This window comes from Bacteroidales bacterium (genome assembly GCA_035353855.1).
Taxonomy (GTDB): Bacteria; Bacteroidota; Bacteroidia; order Bacteroidales; family CG2-30-32-10; genus DAOQAK01.
In genome coordinates this window covers 17019-34782 of record DAOQAK010000029.1, presented here as the reverse complement: position 1 = coordinate 34782, position 17764 = coordinate 17019, and the positions used below count along the sequence as shown (strand labels likewise).

At 32.7% G+C, this 17764-nt stretch carries 12 protein-coding genes; 8 read left to right on the top strand and 4 right to left on the bottom strand.

What is annotated here, in order from left to right:
• Positions 1–21 precede the first annotated feature (21 nt).
• The 3 genes from PKK00_08810 to PKK00_08800 form a co-directional block, all read right to left on the bottom strand.
• The gene (locus PKK00_08810) at positions 22–888 is read right to left on the bottom strand and encodes a zinc-dependent peptidase (protein HNW98494.1); all 867 of its coding nucleotides are present in this window, start codon (positions 886–888) and stop codon (positions 22–24) included.
• A gap of 61 nt (positions 889–949) precedes the next feature.
• A complete protein-coding gene (locus PKK00_08805) occupies positions 950–1312 on the bottom strand; it encodes an MmcQ/YjbR family DNA-binding protein (protein HNW98493.1) in 363 nt (120 codons plus the stop codon).
• Between the two features lie 9 nt (positions 1313–1321).
• Positions 1322–1918 carry an NTP transferase domain-containing protein gene (locus PKK00_08800; GenBank protein HNW98492.1) on the bottom strand — a complete coding sequence of 199 codons (597 nt, stop codon included), beginning with the start codon at positions 1916–1918 and terminating at the stop codon, positions 1322–1324.
• Positions 1919–1967: 49 nt separating this feature from the next.
• On the opposite strand from PKK00_08800, the gene ygfK reads away from it, so the two are divergent.
• The 8 genes from ygfK to PKK00_08760 all read left to right on the top strand — a co-directional run bounded on the left by ygfK (position 1968) and on the right by PKK00_08760 (position 15343).
• Positions 1968–5213, top strand: a complete 3246-nt coding sequence (ygfK, locus tag PKK00_08795; protein HNW98491.1) for a putative selenate reductase subunit YgfK — start codon at positions 1968–1970, stop codon at positions 5211–5213.
• A 50-nt stretch (positions 5214–5263) separates the two neighbouring features.
• Positions 5264–6277 (top strand): hypothetical protein, encoded by a 1014-nt coding sequence (locus tag PKK00_08790; protein ID HNW98490.1) that lies wholly within the window; start codon positions 5264–5266, stop codon positions 6275–6277.
• A gap of 20 nt (positions 6278–6297) precedes the next feature.
• Positions 6298–8502 (top strand): T9SS type A sorting domain-containing protein, encoded by a 2205-nt coding sequence (locus tag PKK00_08785; GenBank protein HNW98489.1) that lies wholly within the window; start codon positions 6298–6300, stop codon positions 8500–8502.
• A 226-nt stretch (positions 8503–8728) separates the two neighbouring features.
• Entirely contained in the window at positions 8729–10207 is a 1479-nt protein-coding gene (locus PKK00_08780; protein ID HNW98488.1) for a pyridoxal-phosphate dependent enzyme, read from the top strand.
• Positions 10208–10248: 41 nt separating this feature from the next.
• Complete coding sequence (locus tag PKK00_08775) at positions 10249–10383, top strand: hypothetical protein (GenBank protein ID HNW98487.1); 135 nt, start codon at positions 10249–10251, stop codon at positions 10381–10383.
• Positions 10384–10423: 40 nt separating this feature from the next.
• A complete protein-coding gene (gene thrC / locus PKK00_08770) occupies positions 10424–11671 on the top strand; it encodes a threonine synthase (protein HNW98486.1) in 1248 nt (415 codons plus the stop codon).
• Positions 11672–11678: 7 nt separating this feature from the next.
• Entirely contained in the window at positions 11679–14891 is a 3213-nt protein-coding gene (locus tag PKK00_08765) for a molybdopterin-dependent oxidoreductase (GenBank protein HNW98485.1), read from the top strand.
• The gene (locus tag PKK00_08760; protein HNW98484.1) at positions 14888–15343 is read left to right on the top strand and encodes a (2Fe-2S)-binding protein; all 456 of its coding nucleotides are present in this window, start codon (positions 14888–14890) and stop codon (positions 15341–15343) included. The genes PKK00_08765 and PKK00_08760 overlap by 4 nt, the downstream gene beginning before the upstream one ends.
• Here the strand turns inward: PKK00_08760 and PKK00_08755 are convergent.
• Positions 15315–17681: a PAS domain S-box protein gene (locus tag PKK00_08755; protein ID HNW98483.1), complete on the bottom strand. Its 2367-nt coding sequence runs from the start codon at positions 17679–17681 to the stop codon at positions 15315–15317. The genes PKK00_08760 and PKK00_08755 overlap by 29 nt on opposite strands.
• Between the last annotated feature and the right edge of the window lie 83 nt (positions 17682–17764).

The following is a 17764-nucleotide window of genomic DNA, read 5'->3' as shown; positions in this document are numbered from 1 at the left end:
GAAAGAAAATAGTTTATAATTTTATAATGCAGAGCCCGGGGGAATAGAATCAACGGGCTTTTGCTGTTTAATGGATAAAGGTACAGCAACAGGTGTTTTATCATTAATATATAATGCTGCCGGATTTTGATTTAGTAATTCGCACATGATATAATAAAGTTCAGGGATCTCTTTAATGAATAACGACGGGGTTTCAAAGAAATGTTCTACTGCAACAGCAAAGAATTCCATTTCATTACGAAATGCGTATTTGCGAAAGTATTGGGATGATTTTACTTTATTATTTTTTTCACTATTGCCGTAAAAGTCAAGAAAGGTATCAATTTTTGCAAGAAAATAATCGTCTTCGTATCCACCGGGGTCAACAGTTTGGGTCATTAACGCATGTGCAAATTCATGCAACCCCAGGTTGATATTATCGGAAGTATTCAGGTCTCCTTCTAAAAAATCTTTAAATGAAAAAACTATAATTCCACGGGGATTGGTTTCCCCTTTAGCTTTTGAATGTGAGAAATCAGAAAAAAATTCACCTTTAAATATCAAGATTTTTTCATATTTTTCAAAAAGATAACTTTTAATGCCAAACGTAAGTTTTATAGCACTGTCAGCAATTAATACTTTCATAAGATCAGTCAACTCAAGTCCGCTTTTAGCTATGTATTCTTTGCTTTCAATAAACCTGATTATCCTGTTGCCATAACTTTTTTTAAGATCATCGTTTAGCGAACGATAGTAATTTGAATGTTGCATCAATATCTGGATATAAGGACTGTCAAGCTTTTTACGTGACCAACTGTTACCTCCAAAGTCAGGATTTTTTGCATTTCCAATCTTATATTTGAGTACAAGAAAAAAAACAATCAAGGCTATTGCTACAAGATATGGCATACGTTATATCTGAAAATTAATGAATGAATATTGATGAAACAAAAATAATATAAAAATGTTATCAAGACTTTTTATCGTTTGTTTTCTTTATTCGTTGCAAATAAGGTAACTTAGAAAAAACAAGATTATAGGAGTCAGATATCCATGAATAAATTAAATTATCATCTATACTTCCATCAATCATTATAGTATTCCAATGTTTCTTATCCATGTGATAGCCCGGCAATACGGAAGAGAAATGCTCTCTTAATTCTATAGCTTTTTCCGGATCGCATTTTATATTAATGCTTAATTCTCCGTCGAGGTTGACCAATGCAAACATTTTTCCCTGAACTTTAAAAACCAGGGTAACCTCATCGAAAGGAAAACTTTCGGTAACGTTGTTTAATGAAAGGCAATATTCACGCAGCTTTTCGGCATCCATAAATTTTATTTAAAAGTGAAAATATTTTTTATATTCATCAATAGTATTAATGTTATATAAAATTTTTTCATCATCCGTTTGAACATTTTTTCTTTTGAAAGGCTTAAAAATTTCACGCAAATCAGCATCTTCGATTTTTTGAACACTGATTTTTTCTAATGCATTTTTACCAATCAAAATGGGATGCCCGCCTTTATCATTATAAACAGGTGTAACGTAATTTTCATCATTGATAAACAGTTGCAATTTCTCAAGTAAATCAATATTAACAAATGGGTTATCCACATTATGAATGAAGCAACATTTTTTTTCTGTTAATGCGTTTATTCCTAAAATTATTGAACTCATTCTTCCTAATGAAGGAGTATGATTAATTATAATTTTTACGTTTTTGTATACCGATAATTTTAAATTCTCGTTTACGTAATTATTAGTAACGACAACTATTTCGGAAGAATTAAATTTTTGATATTGTGAAATGATTTGCTCCAGGAAAGTTTTGTTGTTGTTGAAACTGAGTAATGGCTTCATTTTTCCCATTCGCTCCGATAAGCCGGCAGCAAGGATTACAACAGAAGATGAAATTTTATTATCGTTTTCGCTCATTTTATATTACATTTGCAACCCTTTATTTTTTCATCAAATATCAGAAAACATGAAAGAAAAAACAAATTTGACTGATAAATTTTCTACAATCCCCGTAGAACAGCTTTACTCGATGATAGAGAATGAGCTTAAATCAAGAAAAGAAATTTTTGGAATTCCACAGGAACTTTTTTTCACACCTTCAACTTCTGATAAATTCAGAATGAAGCGTTATGGACAAATGCTCGAAAGTCCTTTGGGCGTTGCTGCAGGGCCACATACACAAATGGCACAGAATATTATTTCGGCATGGCTTTGCGGTGCCCGCTACATTGAATTAAAAACAGTTCAAACTTTAGATGAAATTCATGTTTCAAAACCTTGTATTGATATTCAGGATGAAGGTTATAATTGCGAATGGTCGCAGGAGTTGAAAATTCAGGAAGCTTATGATGAATACCTGAAAGCATGGATAATCATTCATTTGCTGAAACATCATTTCGGATGGAATAATGATGAAGGTTTGGGAATGATTTTCAATATGAGCGTTGGCTATAATATGGAAGGGATTCTTAAAAACAATGTTCAATGGTTTTTCAATAAAATGGCTGATTGCAGCAAGGAGAAAAATGAATATGTAGAAAAACTAAAATCCATTTATCCTGAAATTATAAAAATTTACATTCCTGATAAAATGTCGGATAACATCACGTTATCAACAATGCATGGCTGTCCACCCGATGAAATTGAAAAAATAGGTTTATATTTAATTCATGAAAAGAAACTTCATACAACTATAAAATTAAATCCGACATTGCTTGGCGCTGAAGCATTACGTAATATTTTAAATAAATCTTCTGAGTTCAAAACTGAAGTTCCTGATGTAGCTTTTGAACACGACCTTAAATATACCGACGCATTAAAGCTTATTAAATCGCTTGAGAATGCTGCAAAAGAAGAAGATGTTTGTTTTGGATTAAAACTGACAAATACATTAGAAAGCATCAATAATAAAAATATTTTTTCAAAAGATGAAAAGATGATGTACATGAGTGGACGTGCTCTGCATCCTATAAGCATCAATCTTGCAAATAAACTTCAGAAAGAATTTAAAGGTGTACTTGATATTTCATTTTGCGCTGGTGCTGATTGTTTTAATATTGAAAATATTTTATTAAGCGGACTAAAGCCTGTTACGGTTTGTTCCGATATATTAAAACCCGGTGGCTATGCACGGTTGAATCAATATATTGAAAACATAAAAGATATTTCTTATCCACAAAAATCTGCTTCGCTCAAAACCCTTGATAAATATGCATTACAGGTGCTTGACGAAAGCGCATATAAACGCGAAACATTTTTTACGCCGGATATAAAAACAAATAAAAACCTGTCTTATTTCGATTGTGTAAATGCACCATGTGTTGGAACATGCCCTACAAATCAGGATATTCCTGAATATTTATATTATGCATCTGTTGGAGATATTGATAAAGCTTTTGAAGTAATCATGAAAAAAAACCCTTTCCCAAATGTTTTGGGAATGGTGTGCGACCACGAATGCCAGACAAAATGTACAAGAATTAATTATGATAATTCCATTTTAATAAGAGATGTTAAAAGATATATTGCCGAAAATGCGAGTGAGAATGCAATAAAACCATTACCCACAAATAAAAGTAAAGTAGCAGTTATTGGAGCCGGTCCGTCGGGACTTGCATGTGCATATTTCCTGAAGCTTGCAGGATTTGATGTTGATATTTATGAAACAAAAAATATTCCCGGAGGAATGGTTGCCGATGCTATTCCGGCATTCCGACTGAAGCATGAAGCGATTCAGAAAGATATTGAGCGAATAAAAAATCTTGGAGTAGCCATTCATTACGAAACAAAAATTGATAAAAACTCTTTTGAGCAATTAAGAAAATCACATCAGTTTATTTTTATTGCAACAGGTGCACAAAAGTTTAAAAAGCTTGGTATTGCAGGCGAAGATTGCAAAGGAATAATTGATCCGTTTGATTTTCTATCTTCTGTAAAAAGAAATAAAGCAATTGAATTTGGAAAAAATATTGCAATAATTGGTGGCGGAAATACAGCAATGGATGTGGCAAGAACAGCATTGCGAATTGCTGATAAAGATGCGAAAGTAAGAATACTATACCGTCGTACACTTAATGAAATGCCTGCTGAAGCTGAAGAAATTAAAGCATTACTTGATGAAGGAATAGAAATAGTTGAATTGGTTGCTCCCGAAAAAATTATTTCCGATAATGGAAAACTTTCATCAATTGTTTGCAGTAAGATGAAATTGGTTAATGATGAAAAAGGAGGAAGACCAAAACCAGTAAAAATTGAGAATTCAGAATTTGAAGTTAAAGTTGATACGCTAATCCCTGCATTAGGTCAGGACGTGGATATAGATTTTGTTAATAAAAAATTATTACAATCAAATTCAGAAACTTTAGAAACAAAAATTGAAAACGTTTTTATTGGCGGTGATGCCCAGAATGGCGGTAAGAATGTGATACAAGCTATTGCTGACGGAAGAAAAGTTGCAAAAATGATTATTGAAAAATCGGGAATGACTATTGATTTCGAACCGGAAGTTTCAGATAAAAAACTTGAATACCGCGATTATATAATTAAAAAATCAAAAAGAAAAAAAGGAGAAATTGCTGAAGAAACTTCAATTTCACAAAGAAGAAATTTTAATTTGGTTGTAAATTCACTTTCTAAAGAGCAGGCAGTTAAAGAATCTTCAAGGTGTTTATATTGCAATGATGTTTGCAGTATTTGTGTAACAGTTTGTCCGAACAGGGCAAATCATACATATTTTACAAAACCACAAACTATAAATATTTACAAAGCATCGAAAGATAAAGATGAGGTTATCATAGAAAAGTCAGATATTTTAAATGTTAGACAAAAATACCAGGTTATAAATATTGCCGATTTCTGTAATGAGTGTGGCAACTGTACTACATTCTGTCCCACAAGTGGAGCGCCATACAGGGATAAACCAAAATTTTATTTAACGGCAAAAAGTTTTAAAGAAGTAGAAAATGGTTTTATGTTGAGTAAGCTGAAAGATAAAACTATTTTGATTCAAAAAGTAAATAATGAAATAAGCACGTTAACATTAAAGGATGAGAGATTTATTTTTGAATCGGAAGATGTGAAAGGAGTTTTTGATACGAATAATATTTTAGTTAGTGTTGAATTCTTGAATGAAAAAATAAAAAATATTGAATTTTCCCAGGCAGCAAATATGATGGTGTTGTTCAATGCTGCTGAAGATTATTTTTCCCTTTAATACAAGTAATAAAATATATTTTTACCTTTATGTTTTCAAAACATGAAAACATGAAAAAATTATTTTTTGCTGTTTTAATTCTTCTGCCATTTCTTTCCTTTACGCAGGTTTATAATGAAATTATAAAATCACAGAAAGAAAATTCAAGAAATGATTTTATAATTAACAACAGAATCAAAAGCATTAACATTAGTAAATTCTGGCCTGATTCACTAATGAAAAATTATAATTCATATGATGATTATACTATAAAGAAAACCTATGATATTTCTGGGAATCTGGTAAAATATGAATCAAAGTCGTATGTTTTTTATTATACAAAAATTGAAAATACATATGATGGAAATAACCTGATTCATGTAATGGAAACTATTTCTAACAGCAATGGTAGTTGGATTACAGAAACAGAATATAAGTATAGTAATACAGAAAAAATTTATTGTAAGAATAAAATTTTCACAGATGTTTATGCTAAAACAGAAAAGAAAGAACAAACAGTTTATAAATATGATATTAATGGAAGATTATCTAATGCCTTTGTTTATGTACCTGACAGCACTTCGAAAGAAATAAAACTTAAAATTTTATTTTCTTACGATTCAAAAGGAAATATGATTGAAGAAAGTTATGAAGACGAAACAGGAAAAATAAATCAAAAATATGTTTATAAATATAATGCCTCAGGATCGTTACTGAGCATGAAGTATTATAAAGATGATTTTAATATTCCATTCAGAGAGCACGGCTATAGGTATGGATTAAATAATGACACGCTTGTTTATTTTAAAAAAGATTCATGGAAAAAAACTGACAGCACATATTATTTTTATAATGATAAAAAACAAAAAATAAAAGAATGTTATGGAAGCCCGGATGGTCCTGATTATGCTACATTCACTTATAATTTTTCAGGATCGGTTACTGAGGTGAAAGAATTTATTGGTGAGAGAAAAAAGGTTACTACATATGAATACAATGATAAAAACCTGTTAACTATTGAACTTACTTATGACGAGAATGGTCGTTATTTATATGGCAAAATTCTCGAATACGAATATTTTTAAATTTATTTAATAAAAAGAAATTGAAAAAAATATTTTTATTATTATTTATCTTCATCGGTTTTTATTCTATTGCTCAGCGATCATCGTTACAATGGCTTGATGCCGCTTTTTACGGTCCTGTATTTTCCCTGAATGTTCAGGGAAATTATGCTTATATTGGTTCTGGCAGTGCATTTACGGTTGTCGATATATCAAATCCTCAAAGCCCTTTGATAAAAGGGCATTGCCATACTACTGATTGTATAACGTATGTATTCCCATTTGGAAACGTGTGTTATGCGGGCAATAATGCTATGGGTATTGCTGTCATTGATATTTCAAATCCATCACAACCTTTGGTTTCCGATTATTTATTTCCCGGTGAAGTACCCGGATATAGCCCGGTTATTATAGGAAATACAGGATATTTTCCTCGTGGCAGTTCAGGAATCACTTTAATGGATTTAAGTATTCCCCTTCATCCGGTTCCGCTTTCATCATGGAATCAATCAGGTCATGATTTCTCTATTGATGCTGATAATAAAGATTCCATAATATTTTTAACCGATCGCAGCGGAGGAATATATCGTTTGAAAATCAATAGTAATTCTCCGGCTACAATTGATAATTATAAAATTTCCGGGTGGAATTTTTTAGAATGTTCAACCGATGAACAAAAAAAATTCCTTTATGTTACCGGTTATAAAACTTCTGCATTGACAAATGATACGATGAAGTTGTTGGTTTTTAATATAGAGAATTCTGCAAATTTTATCCCTGTAGGTGAATTTAATTATAAAGTTTATTCATCACCTCTTGATCTGAAAATAAAGGAAAACCATGCTTATATTGCCTCCTGGAGTGATGGAGCACTGGTAATAAATGTTGCCAATCCTGATTCTATGTATTTTGAAAGAGCTATACCTTCTGCAAATCAAACAAACTGGATTGAAATACGCGATAACCTTCTTTATAAAGCTGATTTATCAGGAGGTTGGAATATATATGATATAAGTAATTTACTGAATCCGCAAATGATTTCAGAAATAAAAAATTGTGGCGATACAAAAGATATATTTGTAAATGAGAATTATATTTATGCTGCTATTGATGGTCATGGGGTGGGTATTGCTGAAATAAAAACCGATGGAAAACTTGAAGAAAAAACGTTATGGGAAATTCCCGGTGGCGCTTCAGGTGTATTTGTAAAAGATACTTTTTTATTTGTTGCTTCAGGTGAAAAAGGAATTGTAATTGCTGGAATAAGCAATCCGTTACAACCCGACAGTATTGTGCGGATAAAACATATCGGTACGAATGGACCAATTAAATTAATGCTTAAAGATAATTTGTTGGCGGCAGGCGAAAATGTTGGCGCTGATGGCTTTCTTGTCATATGGGATATTACTAATATTGCATTGCCTGTATTGAAAAGCTATCTGCAATTTGCAAACGAACCTATTAATAATTTGGATTGGTATGATAATAATATTGCCGTTGCATGCTGGACTCCTTATCAATCAAAATCGATGAAAATTATTGATGTGTCTAATCCTGTTAGCCCAAATATTCTTGGCACATATTCTTGTTTTTCATCGGATTTAAAAGTTTTTAAAAAGAATGATAGTACATATGCTGCCGTTTCTATTGGCTCAACTGTTCCTCTTGTCGCAAATGGCTTGTTGATATTGAATATCACTGACCCTGCAAATATTTATCAGGATTATTTTTTCCAGTCGGGGATTTGGGGAAATATGAACGCCGGTGTTGATATATATAATAACTATGCGATAACCAGTGAAGGTGGTTTGCAGTCGCAGGGACAATTAAGAATTTTTGATATCAGTGATCCTCAAAATATTTCACAAACAAATAATATACAGATTGGAAGTAATACTTCGAATAACACAGTAATTACATTTATCGATAGGATTTACCATTCATCGGGTTCACCGGGTGCAATGAGTTTTTTATGGAACAGTGTTACCGGTATATTTATTGAAAATATGAATAAGAATATTAACATAAAAGTTTATCCCAATCCAGCAGTGAACGAAATTACTATTGAGAATGCTAAAGGCGCTACTATTGAAATATTTTCGGTGAACGGAAAACAGGTTTATAAAAACATCATGAATTTTAATAATGAAAAAATAAAATTGGATGATTTTAAAAATGGAGTTTATGCATGGAAGGCGATATTTCCAAATGGAGATTGGCAAGAAGGAAAGATTATTTTATATTGAATCTTATCGGAGTCCTATATATATTGAGCCTTTGAAGTAGCATGTATATTGAGCCGTAGCTAAAATATTTAAACCAGAACATTTATAAAAAAAATTTTTTGTAGCCGCCTCATCTATCTTTTCCGTGTCGGTATAAAAGAAAAATGAAGTTTTAATTGACATTCACTATACAAATTGCCTAATTTCGTAGCCCTTTTTAAAAAATTGAATTAAAATATTTCAACATATGATACAAATAGTTAATAAAGTTATTAATCCTGATGCAAGAAGAAAAGCGGTTGAACGTTTTCGTGAAAGAAAGATTGTTCTTCCAACATTTGCACAGATGAGGGAACCTGCGCTGATTCCTGAAAAAATAAAAAATCAGTTAAAGAATATTGGTTTGTGGGAATTGAATCCCTTAAATCTTTTTCGTATCAACTGGCATAATGAGCCAAAGGAAAAAGGCGGATTATACGGTGGCGTAAACTATCTTGAAATACCTAAAGAAATTAGCGGTGTTGATGCTCGCATTGTTCTTATTATTGGAAAATGGTTTCCTACAGGTGCACATAAAGTAGGCGCCGCATATGGTTGTCTTGCTCCCCGGATTATCACCGGTGAATTCGATCCATCATATCATAAAGCGGTATGGCCTTCAACCGGAAATTATTGTCGTGGCGGCGCTTTCGATTCTTATTTGATGGGATGTACTGCTGTTGCAATTCTTCCTGAAGAAATGAGCAAAGAACGTTTTGACTGGCTGAAGGAAATAGGCGCTGAAGTTATTGCTACTCCAGGATGTGAATCGAATGTAAAAGAAATTTATGATGCTTGCTGGGATATTCGTAAAAACAGGAAAGACTGCATTATTTTTAACCAGTTTGATGAATTCGGAAATCCTTGCTGGCATTACAATGTAACAGGACATGCACTGGAAGAAGTTTACAATAAAATTAAAAATACAAAAAGTAAATTTGCAGGGTATATTTCTGCAACCGGTTCTGCTGGTACTATTGCTGCAGGTGATTTTCTGCGTACACTTCATCCGCACATTAAAGTCGCTGCTTCTGAAGCATTGCAATGCCCGACATTACTGATGAACGGTTTTGGTGGTCACCGCATTGAAGGCATAGGCGATAAACATGTTCCATGGGTTCATAATATTAAAAATACAGACGCTGTTGTTGCTATTGATGATGAAGATTGCATGAGGATATTCAGATTGTTCAATGAAAAAGAAGGAAAAGCATATTTGAAATCAACCGGTATTGATAATTCATTTGTTGATTCACTTGAATTGCTTGGAATTTCAGGCATTTCAAATATCTTGTCTGCAATTAAAACAGCAAAACTTTATGAGATGACATCGGATGATGTTATTATGACCCTTGCAACAGATTCGGCTGTAATGTATGGTTCCAGGTTGGAAGAACTGACCAGTGAAAAAGGAAAGTATTCGCTGCTGCAGGCAGCAAAAGACCATGAAAAATGCTTACTTGGAACAAAAACAGATTATATAAAAGATTTGACTTATAACGACAGGAAATCCATTCACAACCTGAAATATTTTACCTGGGTTGAGCAACAGGCAAAAGAAATTGAAGACCTTAACCAGCTTTGGTACGATAGGGAAATTTGGGATAGAGTCTTTCATCAGGATAAAAAATGGGACGAAATGATAAATGAATTCAATGAAGAAACTGGTGTTTTAAAAAGTATTTGATTCAAATTTTTTTTAAATTTACAATCAATAAATAATACTGCATGAAATACTTAAAAAAGATCTTTTTAGTTCTTATGGTAATTGCATTCTTAATGGCTGATTATTCATGTAATCATCGCTCATGCAAACATATGAAATACTATCGCAAAGATGTAAAACGGGGGCTTGCTCACTAACCCGTTGTTAAAATTTTATTTTCAAATTTAATTCTGAATTATGGCAGAATATTTCAATTTTATCTGCAATGATTGCGGAGAAAAAATTCCGGCTGCATTAATAAATTATTTATGCCCCGCCTGCGTAAAGAAAAATTCCGTGAAGCAACCTCCTTATGGAGTTTTAAAAACAGTTTATGATTATAATGATATTGTAAAAAAGTTTTCAAAAAATATTTTCATACAATTAGAAGAAAAATTATTTATTGATCTGCTTCCTATAAAATCAGCTGATAGCTTGCCTTATCTTAAAGTAGGAAATACCCCGTTATATAAAATTAAATCATTGGATAATGAAGTTCTTGATTTTGAACTCTACCTTAAAGATGATTCACAGAATCCAACCTTTTCATTTAAGGACAGGGCATCAGCTATAGTTTCTGCTTATGCAAAAGAAAATGATATTGATACTATTGTTGCTGCTTCAACCGGAAATGCAGGCTCTTCGCTCGCAGGCATATGTGCAGCGCAAAAACAGAAAGCGATTATATTTGTTCCGGCTGCTGCACCAAAAGCAAAGCTTACACAAATAATGATGTATGGCGCTCAAATAGTCCCGATAGATGGAACATACGACAATGCTTTTGATATGAGCATTGAAGCAACAAAAAAATTCGGATGGTACAATCGCAATACAGCTTTTAATCCGTTTACAATTGAAGGAAAGAAAACCGTTTCATTTGAATTATTTTCACAGTTAAATAAAAATATTCCTGATAGAATTTTTGTTCCTGTTGGCGATGGTGTTATTATTTCGGGCGTTTATAAAGGGTTTGAAGATTTAATGAATCTTGGAATTATTGATAAAATACCAACGATAGTTGCCGTTCAGGCTTTTGGCAGCAGTAACATTAATGAAAATATTTTTAAAGAAAAATTTGTATCCAAACCCAGTAAAACGCTTGCTGACTCAATTTCTGTTGATATACCAAGGAATTTCAGAATGGCTGCAAAATATATTAAAGATTTTTCAGGTGAAACAATCCTGGTAAGCGACGAAGAAATAATTGCAGCATCAAAGGTGTTGAGCAGCCGTACAGGAATTTTTGCTGAGCCTGCAGCAAGTGCAGCCTTTGCTGGTTTTTTAAGTTATTACTGGGATGGAAAATTTGAAAAAGGAAGTAAAAATGTAGTGTTACTTACAGGCTGTGGATTAAAGGATTTAAATGCGGTACAAAGAATAATTGATATTCCTGATGCTGTGAAACCGAATATAGAAGAAATTGAAAAGTTTTTGAAAAAACAATAAAAAAATTATGCATAATATAGTTGGTAAAGAAGTTGTACGTGTAGATGGCTATGAGAAAGTAACGGGCAAGGCTGTTTATGGCGATGATATTAAACATTGCGGAATGTTGCATGCGGCTAATCGTTACACCGATATACCTGCCGGGAAAATAAAAAAGATTGATTTATCCAAAGCAGAAAAAATGGAAGGTGTTGAAAAGATTGCTTTGTATAATGATATTCCCGGGAAAAAAAGAATAGGCCCTATTCGTCAGGATCATTACGTTATTGTTAATGATGAAGTTTTTTATACCGGTGATGTTATTGCGCTTGTTGCTGCTAAAACCCGTGAACAAGCATGTGCAGCTGCAGATGCAATAGAAATTGAATATGAACCTGTAGAAGGAATTTACGATCCGGCAGAAGCGATAAAGCCAACAGCACGACTTATCCATACTGATTATGTAAATAATATCGTTAATCATTATCCCTTAGTTAAAGGTGATGTGGAAAAAGGATTTACAGAATCGCAGCAGGTGATTGAAAGGGAATACAGAACGGGTTTCCATGAACATGCTTACATTGAGCCGGAGACCGTAACTGCTATTCCTGATGCTACAACTAAAGGAATAAAGATTTTTGGCTCCATACAAAATCCTTTTACTACCAGAAGAATGGTTGCAGCATTCATGGGTTTAAATTTTAACCAGGTGAATGTTTTTGGTTCAACACTTGGCGGTTCATTTGGCGGGAAAGATGATATCATAAATTGTATGGCTTGTCGAGTAGCCCTTCTTTCTAAGATGACGGGCAAGGCAATAAAACTAACATATACCCGCGAAGAATCAATAAAAGAAAGTTATAAACGACATCCATATATTTTAAATTATAAAGTCGGTTTTAATAATGACGGGAAATTAATATCGATGAAAATTAATATTATTGCTGATAGTGGTGCGTATGCATCGCAAAGTTTTTTTGTAACATGGCGTTCCGTTGTTCAGGCAACCGGTCCTTATGAAATAGAAAATGTTCAGACGGATATTCGTAGTGTATATACAAATAACCCATATACTGCTGCTTTCAGGGGATTTGGTTCGCCTCAGATTATTTTTGCACAGGAATCATTAATGGATGAAATTGCTGCAATGTGCGATATTACACCTCTTGAAATTCGCAGACTGAACGGATTTAAACAGGGAAGTATTACTGCAAGCGGACAAGTATTATCTGAACATAAAGTTTCTCTTAATGAAGTAATTGAAAAAGCTATTGAGAGATCAGATTATAATAATAAACGCGAAGAATTCAAAAAACTGAACGAGCAAAATTCAAGATATAAATTGGGAATTGGGTTTGCATGTAGTTATCGCGGCTGTTCATTAGGTGCTGAAGGTGTTGATGCAACATCAGCTATTGTTTCGGTTCAGGCTGATGGAAGCGTTTATGTTCTTGCCGGATTGAATGAAAATGGTCAAGGTTTGCGAACTACTTTCTGTCAGATTGCTTCAGAAGTTTTAGGAACAAAATTAGAAAAAGTTACTTTTCTGGAACCGCAAACTGCTACCGTTCCTGATGGCGGCCCAACAGTTGCATCACGGGCTACATTAACCGGCGGGAATGCAGTGATTGATGCAGCACAAAAAATTAAAAAAACAATTTTTGATATTATAAAATATGATTTGAATGTTTCGGATATTAATGAAACCGTTTGGGCAAATGGTTTTATTTCATTGAAAAATTCAAACGAAAAAAACACTTCCATTTCATTTGAAAATGCAGTGGAGAAATCGTTTAAAGCCGGAGTAAATCTTTCTGCTTATGGCTGGTTTAAAGCTCCCGATGTTAGCTGGCATGAAGAAACAGGACAGGGAAACGCTTATTTCACCTATGTATACGGATGCCAGGTTGCCGAAATAAAAGTTGATACTTCAACAGGAAAAATTGAAGTGATAAAAATTACAGCTGCACATGATGTAGGGAGAGCAATAAATAAAATAGGTATTGAAGGACAGGTTTATGGTGGCGTAGCACAAGGAATAGGATATACTATTCTTGAAGATTTTAATATTCAGAATGGAATTGTAAAATCGTCGAACCTTGATGAATATCTTTTACCGACAATAAAAGACATAAACATAATTGAACCCATTCTGGTTGAAAACCCTGATAAATACGGACCTTTTGGCGCAAAAAGTATTGGCGAACCTACATTGGAATTAGCATCGGCAGCAATAAATAATGCAATAAAATTTGCAACAGGAAAATATTTTTACCAGATCCCATTAACATTGGAACGTGTTTATCTTGGAAAAAATCTTGTAAAACCAGAGAGACAAAGCGAAGCAGGTTTAAGTATTAAGAAAAGAAAAAATGCTCCGCGTGTTTCAAATATTACAATGATATCTCCGAAAACTCTTAAAAAAGCATTAGCACTAAAAAATGAAGAGTATAAAATTATTGCAGGCGGTACAGATGTCATTGTTGAACTCAGAAAAAGAAACCATCCTGAAAAACTACTGAATATTTCACAATTAAAGGAATTAAAGAAAATAAAAAAATCGAATGATGAAATAATAATAGGAAGCACGGTTTCTGTAACAAATATTATTTCACACAAAGAAATTATTAAACATTTTCCTCTTTTGGTAGAAGCTTGTTCGTTGATAGGTTCAAAACAAATCAGGAACAGGGCAACACTTGGCGGAAATATCGTGAATGCCGCTCCCTGTGCCGATTCGGTGCCTCCATTAATTTTATATAATGCAAGAGTTGTGTTACAATCAAAAGATTCATCAAGAGAAATTCCTGTGAATGATTTCGTGATTAAAAATTATGAAACACAAATAAAGCCTGATGAAATACTCACTGCAATTGTAATTCCGATTCCTAAGAAAAAATATTTTCACAGCTATTATCAGTTGGGAAGAAGGAATGCAGTGAATATAACACGCATGAGTGTAGGCGTTATGATTTTGTTTGACAACCAAAAAAATATTGAAGAATGTCGTATCGCTTCCGGTTCATTATTTGATAAGCCTAAGCGTATCGAAGAAATCGAAAAATTATTTATAGGGAGTAAACTAACAGAACAAGTAATTGATGAAATTGAAAATCCTTTAAAAAATATTATTGACTCGGCTATAGGTAAACGATGGTCATCAGAATATAAAACGCCTGTATTTATAAACCTTTGTAAGGATGTATTAAAAGAAGTTTTAGTAAAAGTTGAGAAGTCATGACAAAAATAAAATTCACAGTAAACGATAACGAGCATAACATCGAAGTTGATGACTCATTGAGATTGATAGATGTGTTGCGTGAAACCCTTGGTTTGACAGGCACAAAAGAAGGCTGCGGTGTTGGAGAATGCGGAGCCTGTACAGTAATAATGGATGGCGAAGCAGTATGTTCCTGCCTTGTACTTGTCGGACAATTAGACGGAACAACAATTGAAACAATTGAGAATCTTGAAAAAGATAACACGCTTTCCAAATTACAAAAATTATTTTTAGAGAACGGAGCCATTCAATGCGGATTTTGCACACCGGGAATGCTGATGAGCGCTAAAGCTTTACTTAATAAAAATTCAAAACCTACAGAGGCTGAAATAAAGGAAGCTCTTGAAGGAAATTTATGCAGGTGTACCGGTTATATTCCGATTATTAATGCAGTGAAGGCTGCTTCTGAATAGGTTTGATGGCTTCAACGTCTAATGAAATTTCAAAACGGGTGCCATTACGTTTTGTGATTTTTAATTTTCCTTTAAGCTGATTGATCAAAATATCGACCAACATTAAACCAAGTGTATTCTCATATTCAGCAATATTATCATTAGGAATACCAATGCCATTATCGCCAATGATCAGGATATTTTTATTGTTTGATGATTTGAGTTCAATATATATTTCACGTATTTTATTTTTTTTATTGGAACTCAGGTTTTCAGGAAATGCATGTTTAAATGAATTGTTTAAAAGTTCATTTGCTATAAGACCAAGTGGGATAGCTGTATCTATGCCAAGAAAAATATCATAAAGTTTTAATTTTAAATTTACATCCAATTCATTGGAATATGTATGATGAAGGCTGTCTGATAGTTTTTTTAGATAGTTTCCGAAGTTAATTTTTGAAAGATCTTCCGACGTATAAAGGTCTTCATGGATAATAGACATAGTTCTTACTCTTTGTTGCAGGTCGCCTATTTTTTTAATGGTTGCTTCATCATTGATTTCCTGCATTTGCATATTAATAAGGGAAATGATTATCTGCATATTGTTTTTCACCCGGTGATGAATTTCCCGAAGTAAAATTTCTTTTTCTGCCAGGGTGTCTAAAATTTGCCTGGCAGCTTGTTTTTCTTCAGAAATATCTTCAGCAATAACCTGGAAGCCGGTAATGTTTTCATTTTTATCTTTTATGGGTTTCGTATAAATTTTAGCTTCAATTGTTTTTCCCCATTTGCTGGTGTATGTGACGTCAGTTATAACAGGGTCGCCTGTTTCCATGCAATATTTAAAGGCTTTAGCAGAACCGGAATCAACCAATGGTTGAAATGTTAAAACATTTATGCTTTTTGTTTCTTCGATAGATCTTGAACCGAGTAGTTTAAGAAGAGTGCTGTTTATTTCAATAATGTTTCCATCTGTATCTGCTGTCATAATTCCTAATGGAGCATTTTCAAATATCAACCTATACTTTTCTTCACTTTTCATTAATGCTTTAAGTGCATTTTTCCTTTCCGTTAAATCTCTTGCAATACCGAATATATCAGAAGGTTTTCCATCTTTATATCTTATCATGGTATTTACTTCTAAAGGAATGTAAGAGCCTTCTGTGTTGAGGAAATCGACCTCGTATACAGTATTTAGTTCTTCACCTATAAGTTTTTTATGAATATCCTCAAAAGCGATCTTTGAACTCTCAGGTGAAAGATATTCGGTCATATTTAGGGTTTGAACTTCATCATCATCTTCATAGCCCAGTAATTTTTTAGCACTTGGATTGGCAGAAGTAAATGTTCCCTGAAAGTCCATGGTATATATCAGGTCATTGGTGTTTTCATAAATCTCACGAAAGCGTTCTTCACTTTTATTAAGGGCATCTATGGTTTTGACCAATTCCGATATGTTCAACATTGCTCCAACAATTTTTTGCGGAACCCCATTTGAATCTTTTATCAGCTTTGCATTTACAGATGTATAGATTATTGAATTATCTTTATTTTTAATATTGATTTTATAATTTAAGACTTTCCCTTTTATTGATAGATCTTCATAAAATATTTTTCTGTCAAAAGAGTTCGCATAAATATTTTCTATGTTATTTCCCAATAATTCACTTCTTTTATATTGTGTAAGATATTCTACGGATGGACTTACTTCAATAACGTTTCCGTTCATGTCTACTTCATAATAAACAGCCTGTATGTTTTCAAAAATCTGACGATATTTTTCTTCACTTGTAACCAATGCTTCTTCTGCTTTTTTTCTTTCAGTAATATCAATAACCAGAACTACATAATTTGATACACCGTTGTTTTCTTTATCATAAATCGGATACATGATAACCGAAATACAAATTTCTTTTGATGGCGCTTCGGGGTAAAATTTATTACCATTGAACCAGAAAAATGGATAGCTTTCAATATTACCTTTTTTTACATTTTTGATTTTATTTTCTAAATCAAAAGCCTCTACAATTGGGTTATTGAAAATATAAAACCCAACAGGACAAAAGGAAAACAAATCAACAGCAGCTTTATTTACTTTTATTATTTTACTTTCTGAATCACAAATCAGAAATGCTATAGGGTTGTTATCGATGAAGTTATTAAAAAAACTATTATCAAATTCATTTATATTATTTTCGATTTTCTGTCCTTTTTTATTATCAATGGTTATAACATTGTTCGGAGTAATTTTCGTTTTCTTATCCGATAATATTTTTTTAATAGCCATAACCTGTTCATCTGATAAAGACGAAACTTCTATATTTTTTAATTCGGCTTCCAGTTCTTTCCTGTTATCCATATTGAATGAATATTTTATTCAAAGTTATTTAATTTTTCATATTATGAAATAAAATAACATTAAGAATTTATACATAGTTTTGC

Excerpts from the sequence above, each read along its gene's own strand:
- PKK00_08810 (HNW98494.1), bottom strand. The coding sequence starts at position 888 with ATGCCATATCTTGTAGCAATAGCCTTGATTGTTTTTTTTCTTGTACTC.
- PKK00_08805 (HNW98493.1), bottom strand. The coding sequence starts at position 1,312 with ATGGATGCCGAAAAGCTGCGTGAATATTGCCTTTCATTAAACAACGTT.
- PKK00_08800 (HNW98492.1), bottom strand. The coding sequence starts at position 1,918 with ATGAGCGAAAACGATAATAAAATTTCATCTTCTGTTGTAATCCTTGCT.
- ygfK (HNW98491.1), top strand. The coding sequence starts at position 1,968 with ATGAAAGAAAAAACAAATTTGACTGATAAATTTTCTACAATCCCCGTA.
- PKK00_08790 (HNW98490.1), top strand. The coding sequence starts at position 5,264 with ATGAAAAAATTATTTTTTGCTGTTTTAATTCTTCTGCCATTTCTTTCC.
- PKK00_08780 (HNW98488.1), top strand. The coding sequence starts at position 8,729 with ATGATACAAATAGTTAATAAAGTTATTAATCCTGATGCAAGAAGAAAA.
- PKK00_08775 (HNW98487.1), top strand. The coding sequence starts at position 10,249 with ATGAAATACTTAAAAAAGATCTTTTTAGTTCTTATGGTAATTGCATTC.
- thrC (HNW98486.1), top strand. The coding sequence starts at position 10,424 with ATGGCAGAATATTTCAATTTTATCTGCAATGATTGCGGAGAAAAAATT.
- PKK00_08765 (HNW98485.1), top strand. The coding sequence starts at position 11,679 with ATGCATAATATAGTTGGTAAAGAAGTTGTACGTGTAGATGGCTATGAG.
- PKK00_08760 (HNW98484.1), top strand. The coding sequence starts at position 14,888 with ATGACAAAAATAAAATTCACAGTAAACGATAACGAGCATAACATCGAA.
- PKK00_08755 (HNW98483.1), bottom strand. The coding sequence starts at position 17,681 with ATGGATAACAGGAAAGAACTGGAAGCCGAATTAAAAAATATAGAAGTT.